15 protein-coding genes and 1 pseudogene are annotated in these 14361 nt (G+C 71.0%); 5 read left to right on the top strand and 11 right to left on the bottom strand.

Going from position 1 to position 14361, the window contains the following annotated elements; translation table 11 throughout:
- The first annotated feature begins 114 nt into the window (after positions 1-114).
- Both OHT21_RS07560 and OHT21_RS07555 read left to right on the top strand, forming a co-directional pair.
- On the top strand, positions 115-1287 hold the full coding sequence (locus OHT21_RS07560; protein ID WP_328767480.1) for an acyl-CoA dehydrogenase family protein: 1173 nt from the start codon (positions 115-117) through the stop codon (positions 1285-1287).
- A 1-nt stretch (position 1288) separates the two neighbouring features.
- Positions 1289-2347, top strand: coding sequence for an acyl-CoA dehydrogenase family protein (locus OHT21_RS07555; protein WP_328767479.1), 1059 nt, complete (start codon positions 1289-1291; stop codon positions 2345-2347).
- Here the strand turns inward: OHT21_RS07555 and OHT21_RS07550 are convergent.
- Genes OHT21_RS07550 through OHT21_RS07515 form a run of 8 tightly spaced genes read right to left on the bottom strand, consistent with a single transcriptional unit; the run spans position 2339 to position 9553 of the window.
- Positions 2339-3202 carry a [LysW]-aminoadipate kinase gene (locus OHT21_RS07550; protein ID WP_328767478.1) on the bottom strand — a complete coding sequence of 288 codons (864 nt, stop codon included), beginning with the start codon at positions 3200-3202 and terminating at the stop codon, positions 2339-2341. The two genes, OHT21_RS07555 and OHT21_RS07550, sit on opposite strands and share 9 nt — an antisense overlap.
- On the bottom strand, positions 3199-4224 hold the full coding sequence (gene argC, locus OHT21_RS07545) for an N-acetyl-gamma-glutamyl-phosphate reductase (protein ID WP_328773987.1): 1026 nt from the start codon (positions 4222-4224) through the stop codon (positions 3199-3201). The genes OHT21_RS07550 and argC overlap by 4 nt, the downstream gene beginning before the upstream one ends.
- A gap of 13 nt (positions 4225-4237) precedes the next feature.
- Complete coding sequence (locus OHT21_RS07540) at positions 4238-4414, bottom strand: lysine biosynthesis protein LysW (RefSeq protein WP_328767477.1); 177 nt, start codon at positions 4412-4414, stop codon at positions 4238-4240.
- A gap of 1 nt (position 4415) precedes the next feature.
- Entirely contained in the window at positions 4416-5432 is a 1017-nt protein-coding gene (locus OHT21_RS07535; protein WP_328767476.1) for a transketolase family protein, read from the bottom strand.
- The gene (locus OHT21_RS07530) at positions 5429-6271 is read right to left on the bottom strand and encodes a transketolase (RefSeq protein ID WP_328767475.1); all 843 of its coding nucleotides are present in this window, start codon (positions 6269-6271) and stop codon (positions 5429-5431) included. The genes OHT21_RS07535 and OHT21_RS07530 overlap by 4 nt, the downstream gene beginning before the upstream one ends.
- Entirely contained in the window at positions 6268-7575 is a 1308-nt protein-coding gene (locus tag OHT21_RS07525) for a DegT/DnrJ/EryC1/StrS family aminotransferase (RefSeq protein ID WP_328767474.1), read from the bottom strand. Before OHT21_RS07525 ends, OHT21_RS07530 begins: the two co-directional genes overlap by 4 nt.
- 5 nt (positions 7576-7580) lie before the next feature.
- Entirely contained in the window at positions 7581-8459 is an 879-nt protein-coding gene (gene lysX / locus OHT21_RS07520) for a lysine biosynthesis protein LysX (protein ID WP_328767473.1), read from the bottom strand.
- The gene (locus tag OHT21_RS07515) at positions 8456-9553 is read right to left on the bottom strand and encodes a M20/M25/M40 family metallo-hydrolase (RefSeq protein WP_328767472.1); all 1098 of its coding nucleotides are present in this window, start codon (positions 9551-9553) and stop codon (positions 8456-8458) included. Before OHT21_RS07515 ends, lysX begins: the two co-directional genes overlap by 4 nt.
- Before the next feature lie 1254 nt (positions 9554-10807).
- Between OHT21_RS07515 and OHT21_RS07510 the strand changes: the two are divergent.
- The 3 genes and pseudogenes from OHT21_RS07510 to OHT21_RS07500 all read left to right on the top strand — a co-directional run.
- Positions 10808-10966: pseudogene (locus OHT21_RS07510) on the top strand (TadE/TadG family type IV pilus assembly protein); the annotation flags it as partial.
- A gap of 284 nt (positions 10967-11250) precedes the next feature.
- The gene (locus tag OHT21_RS07505; RefSeq protein ID WP_328767471.1) at positions 11251-11688 is read left to right on the top strand and encodes a pilus assembly protein TadG-related protein; all 438 of its coding nucleotides are present in this window, start codon (positions 11251-11253) and stop codon (positions 11686-11688) included.
- Positions 11689-11731: 43 nt separating this feature from the next.
- Positions 11732-12253, top strand: a complete 522-nt coding sequence (locus tag OHT21_RS07500; protein WP_328767470.1) for a hypothetical protein — start codon at positions 11732-11734, stop codon at positions 12251-12253.
- A gap of 650 nt (positions 12254-12903) precedes the next feature.
- Here the strand turns inward: OHT21_RS07500 and OHT21_RS07495 are convergent.
- From OHT21_RS07495 to OHT21_RS07485, 3 genes are read right to left on the bottom strand one after another with little or no spacing between them, the layout of a single operon-like run.
- Positions 12904-13074: a hypothetical protein gene (locus OHT21_RS07495; RefSeq protein WP_328767469.1), complete on the bottom strand. Its 171-nt coding sequence runs from the start codon at positions 13072-13074 to the stop codon at positions 12904-12906.
- On the bottom strand, positions 13047-13559 hold the full coding sequence (locus tag OHT21_RS07490; RefSeq protein ID WP_328767468.1) for an ATP-binding cassette domain-containing protein: 513 nt from the start codon (positions 13557-13559) through the stop codon (positions 13047-13049). Before OHT21_RS07490 ends, OHT21_RS07495 begins: the two co-directional genes overlap by 28 nt.
- Positions 13552-14310, bottom strand: a complete 759-nt coding sequence (locus OHT21_RS07485) for an ABC transporter ATP-binding protein (RefSeq protein ID WP_328767467.1) — start codon at positions 14308-14310, stop codon at positions 13552-13554. Before OHT21_RS07485 ends, OHT21_RS07490 begins: the two co-directional genes overlap by 8 nt.
- Positions 14311-14361: the final 51 nt, after the last annotated feature.

The raw sequence follows: 14361 nt of genomic DNA, 5'->3' as shown, positions 1-14361 counted from the left end.
TCACCGGGATCCAACCGAGAGACGCATCTCGATCACATGGGCTAGGCTCCTCGACGGCGCACGTCCACGCACCACGGGACACGCCCCGCATATGGTCCACACACGGGGGGACATATGGACTTCGGCCATACCGAAGACGAGTCGGGCTTCCGCGACCGGGTCCGGGCGGAACTCCAATCCGGTGACTTGGCAGCCGAGTTGGCGCGATTACGCGACTGCGGCGAACCTGAGCCCGACGAGCGCGGCGTGTACCGGCTGCTCGCCGAGCGCGGGCTGCTCGGGGTGGACTGGCCGCGCGCCTACGGCGGGCAGGGCCGCACCGCCGCCCATGCGGCCGTCGCCGTCGAGGAGATGATGCGCGCGGGCGTTCCCGACACGTTGTTCGTCAACGGCATCCAGACCGTGGGCAAGCTGGTGTTGCTTGCCGGCACCGAGGAACAGAAGCGGCGGGTGCTGCCGCGGTTGGCGGCCGGGCGGTCCTTCGCGGGGGTGCTGTACACCGAACCTGGGGTCGGCTCGGACCTGAGCGCGCTGACGACGCGCGCGGTCGCGGTCGACGGCGGCTACCGCATCGACGGCGTCAAGGTGTTCAACCTCAAGAGCGGCCTGACGGACTTCGGACTGTGCGCCGCCCGCACCTCCACCGAGGGTTCACGCTACGAGGGCCTCACCCTTTTCCTCGTCGACATGCACGCACCCGGAGTCCTCGTCGAACGCCTGGACACCATGGCCGACGAACAGTTCCACCGCGTCGAGCTGAACGCCGTCCGCGTCAGCGAGACCGACGTCGTCGGTGGGGTCGGCGACGGCTGGGCGGTGCTCGCCGAGGCGCTTCCGCTCGAACGCACGGGATTCGACTTCGCGTTGCGCGCCGAGCGGTGGTACGAGGCCGGCTGCCGGGGCCTCGGCCCTGCGGGCGAGGACCCGGGACAGGAGGCGGCCACGCCCTGGCTGGCCGACGTCGGCCGGCACGGAGCCGCCACCGCCGCCGCCCGTCTGCTGGCCTGGCGCTGCATCGGATCGGCCGACCGCGGGCAGCTGGACGAACTCCAGACGTCCACCGCCAAGTGGTACGCGAGCGAGCAGGCGGCCGCCGTCGCCCGCTGGGCCGCGGCCCGCCACGGTCTCGACGCCCCGCCGGACCTGGTGGCGCTGCTGGACAGCGCCTACCGGGAGGCTCCGGGTCTGACCCTCTCGGGCGGCACGTCGGAGATGATGCTCCAGACGATCTCCGGTTTCCTGCTCGCCGGCGAGTCGGCGGCCCCGGCCTCCGGGGAGGTGGGGTGACATGCGGCTGGAACGCGACGACATGCAGCGCGATCTGACGCGGGCAATGCGGGCCACGCTGGACGAGGTGGCGGGCCCCGGCGAGCGGCTCGATCCAGTAGAGGTGCATGCGTGCCTCGTGGAACTGGGCGTCTTCGCACTGGAACTGCCCGACGCGGACGGTGGGTTGGCGTTCGGGATGGACTGTGCTGTGGTCGTGTGCGAGGAGTTGGGCCGTTGGGCCGCCCCAGACTCCTACCGGGCCGGCGCTCTGCTGACCGACCTGGTCCGGTCGGCGGAGGAGGCGGGAACCGGATTCCGGTCGCGTGCCTCGGCCGCGTCACCGGCCCTGATCGGCGCCGGCAAGGTCACCGCGAGTCTGGCAATCGGCTCCGGCGTCGCGGCGACCCCGGCCTGCGACGGCCGGCGGCTCAGCGGTGACTGTGTGTTGCCGGACGTACCGCCTCAGGCCGCGTTCCACGTCGTGCCGGCCCGCTACGGCGACGGGACCGTGCTCGCCGCGATGGCCGTCGATGCCCCCGGCCTGACGGTCGACGGACCCCGGGCGGACGGGGTGTGGCGACTCAGCCTGGAGGACGTCGCACCAGACGCGCTGTCGCCGCCCCTCCACCACGACGGCATTCCCTCGCCGCTGCTCGCGCGCGCCCGCATCCGGCAGGCGGCGTATCTGCTCGGCCTCGCGTCCGGTGCGCACCGGCTCGCGGTCGGCCGGGCCGCGAGCCGTCGGCAGTTCGGCCGCGGCATCGGTGAGAACCAGGCGGTCGCGTTCCCACTGGCCGAGCAGTACGCCCACCTGGAGGCCGTACGCCTGCTGGTGCACGAGGCTGGCTGGGACGCTGACGGCGGCCGGTCGGCGGCCGTCAGGGCCACCCAGTCACTGGCCTACGCGGCTGAACTCGCCCTCCAGGTCACCGCGCACGCGGTGCACGTGCACGGCGCCGCCGGAATCACCACCGACTCCCCGGTGCAGCGCCACTACCGGGCCGCCCGCATAGAGGCGACTAGGTGGGGCGCCCCGGTCTCGCTGTGGCGGGAGGCGGGGGCGCTTCGCCTACGGTGACGGCGGCTCGGGCAGGGTGACCCTCGTTCCCGGGCCGTCGCCGGACACCGCCTTGAGCGGGTGCGCGGCCCCGCCGTCGGTGATCCACACTTGCGGCACTCCGCCGAGCAGCGCCTCGCGGGCGGCGACCAGTTTGACGGTCATGCCGCCCCGTACCCAGCCGGGCGCCGGTTCGCCCGGCTGCGGCAGCCGGTAGGTGTCCAGCACGCTGGCCGGGTCGGCGGGGTCCGTGAGCACCCCGGGCGCTCCCGTCAGGAAGACCAGACTGTGCGCCCGCAGCGCCACCGCGACGGCAGCCGCGGCCCGGTCCGCGTTGGTGTTGACCGGTGCGCCGTCCTCGGCGAGGGCCGGCGGCGACACCACCGGCACCACGCCCGCCGCGAGCAGACCGAGCAGGAGCCCGGCGTTCACCTCGCGGATGCGGCCGCTGCGGTCGTCGCGGACGACGGTGACCCGTCCGTCCACGACCGCCCGTACGGCCTTCTTCCGGCGTGCCCGCAGCAGCCCCGCGTCGAGGCCGGTAAGCCCCACGGCGGGCACGTGGTGTCGGTCCAGGGCGGTGACCAGCGCGGGTTTGACCCGGCCGGCCAGGGCCAGGGTGAGCACGTCGAGGGTGGCTGCGTCGGTGTAGCGGGTCACCACCCCGTCGGGCGCAGTGAGATGCCGCAGCCGTACGCCGAGTTGCTCCGCGAGGCGGCTCATCTCGGCAGAGCCGCCGTGCACCAGAACCACGCTCCGGCCCTCGTCGGTCAGTGCAGCGACGTCTTCGCACAGGCGGTCGACGTCCAGCGCCCCACTGCCCCCGCACTTGATCACGACGATCTCCGGCGGGCCGCCGGCCAGATCCGCGCTCACAGCGGATGCAGCCCGGGAAACTCCAGCCCCAGGCCCTCCGGCCAGCCCTGCCTGATGTTGACGCACTGGACGGCGTTGCCGGCCGCCCCCTTCACCAGGTTGTCGAGCGCCGCCACGGCGACCACCTGGCCGCGGTCGGCGTCGAGGGAGAAGCCCACGTCGCAGAAGTTGGATCCGCTGAGAATCTTCGGTTCGGGCAGCCGGTACAGCCCGCGCCGCTGGGCGACCACGCGAACGAACGGCTCGGTGCCGTAGTGGTCGCGGTAGAGGCGGCGCAGGTCCGCCTCGCGGATGTCAGCGACGAGCGAGGCCCGGCATAGCACCTGTGCGCCGCGCACGGCTTCCACACCAGTCGCGCTCATGCTCACGGTCAGGCCGGTCGCCTGAGCCACCTCCGCCTCGTGCCGGTGGCCGACGGGCGCGAACACCCGCAAGGCACCGCTGCGTTCGGCGTGCAGGTTCATCGGCCCGGCGCCGGAGCCCGACCCGCTGGACCCGATGCGGCCGTCGACCGCGACCCGGTCGTCCACCAGGCCCGCGGCTGCCAGGGGGTGGAGGGCCAGGATGGCGGCCGTCGCCATGCAGCCGGGCACGCTGATCCGGGCGGCGTCGGCGAGTTCCTTGCGGTACCGCTCTGGCTGACCGGGGACGAACTCCGGCAGTAGCTCCGGGGCGGTGTGCGGGGTGCCGTAGTACCGCTCGTACGCCGCCGGGTCGCGCAGCCGGAAGTCGGCGCTGAGGTCGACCAGGCAATCGGCCTGGCTGGTCCAGTGCGCCACCATGCGCATGGTCTCGCGGTGTGGTGTCGCCAGGAACAGCACATCGCAGTCGGGTGCGTCGTCCGGGTCGACGAAGGTCAGGTCGGTCAGGCCGCGCAGATTGGGGTGGGCCCCGTCCACCCGCTTGCCCGCCCGACCACGCGAGACCGGCGCGACCAGCTCGAGGTGGGGGTGGCCGAGCACGATGCGGCACAGCTCCCCTCCTATGTAGCCGCTCGCGCCGACGATGCCCGCCCGGATCACGCGGCCCCGGGTGTCATTCACCCCAGTCCTCTTCGACATCGGGCGCGAGCGCCAGCAGGACCGGATCGATGCTGAGTATCTCGAGTTCGCTGGCGCAGTCGGCGCACTCGACGATCTCGTTCTGCCGGGGCGCGGCATTGAGCATGACGTCGCTCTCGCAGCTGGGGCATGGGGCTATGGCTGTGGCCATGTCACCTTCTCCTTGTGTTGGGGTTGTCCGTCCGTGCGGATTCGAGCAGGGTCAGCGTCTCCGCGACGACGCGGTCGGCGGTCACTCCTCCGTCCTGCAACAGCTCCCGCTCGTTGCCGACGGTGTCCAGGTAGCCTTCGGCGACCCCCACCCGGTGTACCCGGCAAGGGTGTTCGGCGGTCACCACCTCGCTGACCGCGCCGCCGAGTCCGCCCACGACGACGTGGTCCTCGACGGTGACGATGCCGGCGGTCTCCCGTGCCGCGCGCAGCAGCGCAGCACGGTCGAGGGGCTTGATGGTGTGCATGTTCACCACTCGGGCGGAGACTCCCCGGGTGGCGAGGAAGTCTCGTGCGACGAGCGCGTAGTGGACGGGGAGCGGTCCGGTCGCGACCACCGTCACGTCGTCGCCGTCCGCCAACTGCACTGAGGTACCGATGCAGAAGTCGTACGGTTCGCGGTGGACCTGCGGTGTCGCGTTGCGGCCGAGCCGGATGTACACCGGGCCGGGATGATGGGCGGCGGCGCGCACCGCCAGGGCCGTCTCACCTGCGTCGGCCGGTACGAGGACGGTCAGATGGGGCAGCGTGCGCAGGATGGCCAGGTCCTGCAGGGCGTGGTGCGAGGGGCCGTAGTGGCCGGCGGAGAGACCGCCGTGGGTGGCGACGACGCGGACGGGCAGGTTGTTGCCCGCCACGTCGAGCTTCAGCTGCTCACAGGCCCGGGTGGTGGCGAAGGCACTCATGGTGTGGGCGAACGGGATGAGTCCGGCGGCCGCGAGCCCGGCGGACATGCCGAACAGGTTCGCCTCGGCGATCCCGACGTTGACGTACTGGGCAGGCAGTTCGGCGGCGAAGCCGTCCTCGAAGCCGCCCGTGTCGGAATCGACGCAGAAGATCCGGTCGTCGCCGTGGGCCAGCTCCAGGAGCGTACGGCGGTAGACGTCCCGGGCCGCCCCCGCGTACAGCTCCTGCCAGGATTCGTCGACGGGTACGGTCCGCTGTTCGGCCGCAGTCATGTCTGGTTCCTGCGTCGGGCGCGCAGTCCCGCCAGCGCCCGCTCGTGCAGGCGCGGCGTGAGCTTTACGTAGTGGCTCTTCTTGCGGTCTTCGAAGATCGGCACTCCACGGCCTTTCACGGTCTTGGCGAGGACGACGGTGGGGCGGCCCGGCGTGACAGGCAGGGCGCCGAGCACGGCTCGCAGGGCCTCCAGGTCGTGGCCGTCGATCTCGACCACCGTCCATCCGAAGTGGCGCCAGCGGTCCGCGAGCGGCTCCAGTCCCACGGACTCCTCGGTGCGACCGCTGATCTGCCAGCCGTTGCGGTCGACCACGGCGGTGAGGTTGCCGAGGCCGAGCTGGGCGGCCGACATGATCGCCTCCCAGTTGGAGCCCTCCTGCAGTTCGCCGTCGCCGAGCAGGACGAACGCCCGGTTGCTCCGGCCGGTGCGGGCAGCGGCCAGCGCGACACCGGCGCCGAGCGACAGCCCGTGGCCGAGTGAGCCGGTGGGGAAGTCCACGCCGGGCAGCCGGCGCAGGGGGTGCCCGGCCAGCCGGCTGTGCCGCCGGCCGTAGGTGTGGCACTCCTCGATCGGGAAGTAGCCGCGCCCGGCCAGTACCGCGTAGAGCGCGGCGCTCGCATGCCCCTTGCTCAGCACGAACCAGTCCCGGTCGGGCCACTCCGGTTCGTCGGGCCGTACCCGCAGCACCGCTCCGTAGAGCACGGTGAGGATGTCGACCGCCGACAGGCTGCCGCCGACGTGGGTGCCGTGCTCAGTCGCGCCCATCGCGAGCACCGCCTCGCGGGCCCGGTGCGCGCGTTCCGCCAGTTCCGCGGTGCTGACCTCGACGCGCGTCATGCGTGTGCCGCCGGCACCTCGGTCTGCCACAGCGGCCGATACGTCATCGACCGGGCCGGGGGCAGTAGGAGTTCCAGTTGGTCCCACACCTTCTCGAACGCGTCAGCGCAGCGCTCCAGGAGCGGCCCGGCCGCCGGGTTGAGGTGCCATCGCTGCATCGTCAGGGAGTCCTCGATCACGGCGAGGGTGGTGGGGTGGTCTTCGGGGCGGTAGGGCCGGTCGGGCGGGAGGGCGGCACGCAGCGCGGGCTGGGCGGGCAGGGGCAGCGACTGGTAGGGCCGTACTGGCACGCCCTCCGCGCGCAGCGCGCGCTGCAGCATGGTCCGCAGCGCTCCTGGGGCGACGTCGGGGCAGCCCATCTTCTCGTTGTCGAAGCGCAGGCGCAGTTGGAACCAGGCGTGGGTGCGGTCGTCCGGGCAGCGCGGTGTCACGATGCCGCCGAGTGCGGCCAGCCGTCCGAGGAACCGGCGGACGTTGCGGTCGCGCTGCTCGTGCCGCTCGGTCAGCCGGGCGAGTTGGCAGCGAGTGAAGGCGGCTTGGACGCTGCTCAGCTTGGCGTTGCCGGCGATCACCTTCGAGAGGTAGGCGCGTTCGCCGCGTCCCGTCAGGTCCTCGCCGAACTGACGGTGCAGCACGACCCGTTCGTACAGGCTCTCGTCGTCGGTGGTGAGCAGTCCGCCCTCGCCGCTCGTGGGCAGGTTCTTCGAGGCGTTCAGGCTGAACGCCGCCACGTCGCCGAGTGCTCCCGTCTGTCGGCCTCGGTACGTCGCGCCGTGTGCCTGGGCCGCGTCCTCGACGAGGAACAGCCCGTGGCGGTCGGCCAGCGCCCGCAGCGCGTCCATGTCGCAGGGCAGCCCGTGCAGGTGCACGGCGAGGATGGCCTGGGTGCGTGGAGTGATCGCGGCCGCCGCGGCGGCCGGGTCGATGGTGTACGTGACGGGGTCGATGTCCACGTACACAGGGACGAAGCCGCGCAGCGCGGGGGCGGCCGCGGTGGCGACGAAGGAGAAGGCAGGGACAAGGACTTCGGCGCCCGGCTCCAGCCTCGTGGCGACCAGGGCCAGCTCGATGGCTGCGGTCCCGGACGAAAGGGCGGCGCAGTGTCGTACGCCGCTGTAGTTGGCCCACTCCTGCTCCAGGAGCTGCACCTCTCCGCGTTCTACCGAGGTGAGGCGGCCGCTGTCGAGAACTCGCAGCACCGCCTCGCGCTCGGCGTCCGTGACGATCGGCCAAGCGGCGGCAGGAGAGGCGCCTGCATCGGCATCCACGGTGCGAGTTCCGCCGAACATTGCCAGCCGTGACATGGCCATCAGTTCCTCACCAGTTGCTGTACCAGGAAGTCCACGTAGCGGCCGACCAGGTCCACGTCGAGGGCCTCGGCGGCGCCGCGGAACTGCGGTGTGTGGTTTACCTCGTTGACCAGGAGGCGACCGTCACGGTCCTCCAGGAGGTCGATTCCGTAGACTCCGGGGCCGATCGCGGCAGCTGTTGCCGCCACGAGGCTCTCAAGCTCCGCGGTGAGCGGACACGGCTCGGTGCGGGCGTCGAGGGCGGTGTTGGTGCGCCACGAGGTGGAGGTACGGTAAACGGCGCCGGCCACCTCGGTTCCGAAGACCAGGCACCTGATGTCGCGTCCTGGCTTGTCGACGTACTCCTGCACGTAGGTGATCCGCTGCTGTGGGTCGGGCAGGGCTTCTCGCAGTTCGAGAACCGCCTCGGCGGCGTCCCGGTCGGCCAGTCTGGCCACCTGACGGCCCCAGGAACCGGTCAGAGGTTTGACGACCGCTGGATATCCGAACTCTTCAAGGGCCTCGACGGCCGCCTGCGGTGTTGGGGTCACCATGCAGCGTGGAACGGGCAGTCCGGCGGCCTGGAGGGTGAGAGTGGTGAGCAGTTTGTCGCCGCACAGCGCTATCGCCGCGGCGCTGTTGACCACAGTCACACCCGCGTGCTCGAGGACACGTGCCACCGTCAGGCTCCGGTGATGCGACACCTCCCGGGCGATCGCCACCGACCAGGGAACCTTCAGCTGTTCCAGACGGAACACCGCGGTCCGTGGGTCGAGCACGTGGTACGGGACGCGGCGCCGGTCGAGCTCGCCGAGGATGCGCTTCTCCTCCACCGCGATTCGGGACGCGATCACGGCCAGGCGCGGAGGCAGATCCGGCGCACCGCCGTTCGGGTTCACAGCGCTGTCTCCCGGTAGGTACCGGCGGCAGCTCGCGACGAACGCCGTCCCGTGGTCAGCTCGGCGGCCAACTCCTCGATGGCGGTGGTCAGTACGTCGATCGCGGTCATGTACTCGGCCAGGTCCAGGTGCTCCTCGTCCGTGTGGTCGAGGCGGGAGTCTCCCGGGCCGTACGCGGCGATCGGGACGTTCCACACCGGGCCGACGACGTTCATGTCGGAGGTGCCGAGCTTCACCTTGGAGGACGGTAATCCGGCATGCTGCCGGATTCCCGCTCGGAGCGCCGCCACTACCGGGTCGGTACGCGGCGACCGGACCGCCGGGAGGCTCTCGATGACGCTGAGCGAGTCCGAGCCGGCCAACTCGCGTAACCAGCTCACGAACCCGTTCCGGTCGAAGCCGACCGGAATCCGGCAGGACATCTCGACCCTGGCGCGCAGCAGATCGCCGTTGAGCGCGACCAGCGCGGGGATCGCTCGGTCGAATGCGGGTTGTGCGGCACGGTCCGCCGCGAGTCGCCGCCGCACCGCCTCCCAGTACTCCGCCGCGACCTCCACCGCTCTCGGCCCTGGTGAGCTCGTGTGCGAACCGGGACGGGCAATGTCAACGGCTAAGCGCAGGATGCCCTTGTATCCGATCACCACGGTGCCCAGGCCGCTCGGCTCACCGATGACGACGACGTCCGGCTTTGTCGTACGGCACAGATGGTGTGCGCCGGGCGAGCAGCCCTCCTCTCCGACGGCGCCGACCACCATCAGGTGGGCGTCGCAGCGTGTCGAGGCGCGCAGTGCCGCCCACACCATGGTCGCGAGTGGGCCCTTGGCGTCCACCGTCCCGCGGCCGTACAGCTTGCCGTCGCGTTCGAAGACCGGCAGATCACCGGGCACTGTGTCGAGGTGGCCGAGGAGCAGGATAAGCGGCCCACCCGGTTTCCCCAGCTCGCCGACCGCGTTGCCGACGGCGTCACGATGGGCCTGGAAACCCAACGCTGCCATGTCGTCGACCAGTTGACGAGCAAGCTGGTCCTCGTGACCGGTGACTGACGCGGTCTCCACCAAGCGCCGCAGCAGAACCGTCTCGTCGTGTCCGCCCACGCCTCAGACCCGAACCGTGATCGAGCCTGGCCGGTCAAGGCCGCGGCCGTCTCGCGGACACTCAGATCCCAGCGATATGTGCTGTCCATCATGACGCCGACAGGGCATAAGCCCTGCGGCGACCGGCCGATCCCGCCCCGGACGGTCGTTCATTGGATTCTTCCCCCGTGTCTCCGCAGCCAGTTCCCGCAGCGTCCTCGTGCGGTTCCCAAGCCATCGTCTGCCGTGACGCTAGATGCCGACCACCGAATCGGTCAAGGCATGATCGTGTGCATCATTTAAGGCCGCGACGTCAAGGCACCTCGCTCTCGCCGAGTTCACACCGAGACGCATGGTTTCCGGACTTCCCTGCGGTCCAGCACTCGCACGGCTTCGGCATACGTGGCGGAAAACATGGCGCGAAATGACGGTTGTTCGGCAGGGCGACCGCTACGCCACTTATCCTGAAGGCGTAATAACCTGACAGCAGGGGCAGCCACTGGGTCGCCATCCGCACCGGGGGACTCGAACAACACTGTCACCTCCTGCTGCCATCCAACGGGTCTCCAGGTCGCTGCACCCGCTGCGACCTTGCACGTCCGACAGCCAAGGCGTTACCCGAGACATCCGTCGACAGTCCGCAACGGTTGGAGGTCGAGGAGCCGCCCGACTGACGTCAGACCATCGTTCCCGATGGCCGGGACGCATTCCCCCCGGGGCTTACCGCAAACCGCTCCTTCTTCGCCAAGTAACCCCCGCCCGCCTGCCTGTGCAGGCAGAATGCCCACCCAAGCTTGGACTCAGGTCCAGTCCCTGCCGCATTCTCCAAGGGTGCTCTGGTGAGAGCTGCTCGCCACGGAACTGCGTCTCCTTCCAGACACGGAAGGCACTCGACTCGACTGACCTCCGCCTGGCACCCTCACGGTGCGCGCCTCTGCATCGAAGGTTCCGAGCCGGAATCCCGCCAAAAACGGCTCGCAGAATACTCGATTTACCGTTGCCGACCGAAACGCCGACGACTTTGAGGAAGGCTTTTCCACACGGCCGTCCGCCCAGGCCCCCGAGTGACCGTGGGCGCACGAGGAGCGCGCCAGGCCCGGGGGCACCCGGGTCGCCTTCGGTAACCGTCGACCTGCTCCAGCTCGGTGTCGCCCACGACGACCACACGGCCCTGACGTATGCACGGCTCCCGGCTCCTCCTCGCCTCGGCGGCGGGTTGGCAGGCACCGCCTCCGGTCCTACCGAGCGGATCACTGCTCCCGGCGGAGGCCAGTCGTGATCCGGCAGCTGCGCCGCGGGCGAGGCGATGGGGAGCGGGGTTCGGCCGCGGTGGAGATGGTGCTGGTCACGCCGTTGCTCGTCCTCGTCCTTCTGGTCGTGGTGGCGCTCGGGCTGCTCGTCGATGCCCGCCTGGTCGTGGCGGACGCCGCCCACCAGGCCGCCCGCGCCGCCTCCCTGGCCCGCACCGAGAAACAAGCCCGCACCCAGGCGCAGCAGGCGGCGAGCGCGGCCCTGCGCGAGGCGGGAGCGTCCTGCGCGCATCCCAGTGTCCGCCTCACCACCGGCAGTCTCGCGCCGGGCGCCACGGTGACGGCACGGGTCTCCTGCACCGCCGACCTGGGCCATCTCACCCGCACCGGGATGCCCGGCCAACTGGCCCTGGCCGGCACCGCCTTCTCCGTTGTCGACAGTTTCAGGAGCAGCCCGCGAAGCGACGCGTGCAGGCCCATTTGGCGCAGGTCCGCACCCGGCTGGCGGAAGGGGATGACCGGGGGCAGGTCACGGCGTTCGTCGTCGGCGTCTTCGCCGCGCTGTGGCTGTTCGCCGGGATCGTCGTCGACGGCGGGCTCGCCCTGGCCGGCAAGGTCCAGGCGCTGGACGTGGCGCAGGAGGCCGCCCGCATCGGTGCCCAGCAGCTGGATGTCGGCCAGCTGCGACGCGGCGGCGATGTCGGGCTCGTACGCGACCAGGCCGCAGCGGCGGCCCGCGCGCATGTCGCCTCCACCGGGGACAGCGGCACCGCGTCGGTCAAGGGCGACGTTGTGACCGTCCACGTCATCAACCACAAGCGCACCCAGATCCTGCAGCTGATCGGCCTGCGCACCCTCACGCTGCACGCGAGTGCCACCGCACACGCCCAACGCGCCACCCCGTAAGGACCGTTCACCACCCTTTCCGGCTGAAGAGAGCGAACCGGCGATGAACCACCCTCCCCAGCTGCGCCAGCGGCTGACCGCGGCCGTCACGGCGGGCGGCACCCTGGCCCTCACGCTCGCCCTGCTGGCCGGGATGCCCTACATCCTGTGGCGGGCCACCGGCCTGCCCTGGCCCGAACACGTCCCCTCTGCCAGCGAGTTCGGCCAGCGGCTGACGCAGCCGGTCACCGACCCCTTGATGATCGACCTGCTGGCCGTCGTGGGCTGGGTGTGCTGGGCCGCCTTCGCCGCCACCGTAGTCCGCGAGACCTGCTGGTACACGACCCATCTGCCGCAGCTGCTGCGCGACCGTCACGCGCACGATGAGCACGTAGCCGGTCTATCGATGAAGGGATCGCTGGCCGCGCTGTGCATCGGCACCCTCGTCATCGCCCTGATCGGGCTGTGGCGCCCCCAGACGGTCAGCGCCCAGCAGCCCTCCTCGCCGGGCGAAGTGCGGGCGCACGTCGCCGCGAGCGCCCTCCTCATCCCCGCCCCCGTCCAGCATCCACTCCTTCAGCCATAGCCGCGACAGCACCGGCGCAGGCTGCGGCGGACGGGCTCACTCCGGAGCGTCCAGGCCTGCCTGGCAAGGCCGAGGAAGTCGAGCACGTCGAGTACACGGTCATCGAGGGCGACACCCTGTGGGACATCGCGCACACGCACATGGGAGACGCGCTGAAATGGCCGCGGATCTAGGCGCTGAACAAGGACCGCGTGCAAAGCGACGGAGCCCGGCTCACCGATCCAGACTTGATCATGCCCGGCTGGCAGCTGACCATCCCTATCGCCCAGACAGCCACCCCGCCGCCGACCCCTGCGCCTGCCCCGGTCCCGGATGTCACGCCGTCATCGCCCCTGCGCCGCCTGCCGAGACCGCGCCCGCACAGCCAACTTCCGATCAGGGCACGGGCACTGGCTACGAGTCAGGCGGTGATCGCACCCATGCGGAGCCTGACTGACACGATGAGACTGCAGCCCGGAAGATGGACACGGAGCCGGGCCCGGCCGCCATCGGCCTGGGGGAAGCGAGCCTGATCGGCATCACCGCGGCGGCGGGCCTGCTGGCCGCACGCCGCTACTGGTACTGGCACCAACACCGGCTACGCGAGCCCAATCACGAGGCGGAGGTGCCCGCCCTGAGCCCGCTAGTGGACAAAGCCGCCGCTGGGCGCGCTACCGGTCCTGCAGCCGGCGTCGCAGATGAGCGGCCAGGTGCTGCTCGGCCGCGCTGCGGTGCCGGTAGAGCTGACGCACACTCACCCCGCGCTCAGCCGCCAGACGCCTCATGGGCTCGCCGCCCAGCCGGGTACGGGCGATCAGCCGCGCCTCGGCCACATCCACCACGCGGGCCTGTACGGCGCCGGCGAGCACTGTGAGCTCGTCCGTCGGCTCACTGCGCTCTGCCTGAGGGACGGAGCAGAGGTGGTCGAGGTGCGTTGCCGCCGGGGCGGTTTCGCGGGCCGGGCCGCGAGCACCGGGAAGGTGTCGTAGACCCGGGTCAGCGGCCAGGGCGAGGGGCCCTTGACCGGGGGCAGGGTGAGGTTCTCCTCGACGGTCAGGCCCCCGTAGATGCCGCGGTCATCGGGAACGAAACCCAGACCGAGGCGGGCCCTGCGGTGCGCCGGCGAGCCCGTGATGTCCTGTCCGGCAAGCCGCACGGTGCCCGTCGGGTGGGGATGCAGCCCCATGGCGCAGCGCAGCAGCGTTGTCTTGCCCGCTCCGTTGCGTCCGACGAGCGTGACCACCTCGCCCTCGCCGACCCGCAGGGACACCTCGTGCAGGACCCTGGCCTCGCCGTACTGGGCGCTGACGCCCTTGATCTCAAGCAACGTCGGCTCCCAAGTACGCCTCGATGACCTGCGGATCGGTCCTGACCTGTTCGTACGGGCCCTCCACGAGCACTTCGCCACGCTGGAGCACGGTGACGGTGTCGGCCAGGGAGCCGACGACGCTCATGTTGTGCTCGACCATGACGACGGTGCGGCCTTCGCGGATCCGGCCGATCAGGGCGACCGTGCGGTCGATGTCCTCCAGGCCCATTCCGGCCGTCGGCTCGTCGAGCAGGAGCAGTTTCGGGTCGAGGGCGAGCGCCAGGGCCAGTTCCAGGGCGCGCTTCTGCCCGTACGGGAGACTGCCGGCCGGCCGGCCGGCGAGCGCGGCGAGGCCCACGTCGTCGAGCAGTTCCACGGCCCGGCCAGAGAACCGGCGCATCTGTTTCTCGGACCGCCAGAAGCAGCGGCCGAGACCCGTGCCCGACTGCAGGGCCAGCTCGACGTGCTCGCGTACGGAGACCTGCGGGAAGAGGCTGGTGACCTGGAAGGAACGGGCCATGCCGAGCCTGGCGATCCGTTCGGCGGGCGCCGCGGTGACATCGTGCCCGGCGAAGACGATGCGGCCGGCCGTCGGTTTCAGAAATCCGGTGAGGAGGTTGAACAGGGTGGTCTTGCCCGCCCCGTTGGGCCCGACCAGAGCGTGCACCGAGCCCTCTGCGATGCTGAGATTCACCGCGCCGACGGCACGGAATCCCTGGAACTCCTTGGACAGACCCTGCGTGCGCAGGATCGCATGCGGATGCGTCATGTCGGCCTCGGCTGACCAGGAGGGGAGGCGCCGACGGACATCGGCGTGGGG

This window comes from Streptomyces sp. NBC_00286, from assembly GCF_036173125.1.
Lineage (GTDB): Bacteria > Actinomycetota > Actinomycetes > Streptomycetales > Streptomycetaceae > Streptomyces.
Note: the sequence above shows the minus strand (reverse complement) of the source record. Positions and strands in the feature narration are given on the sequence as shown.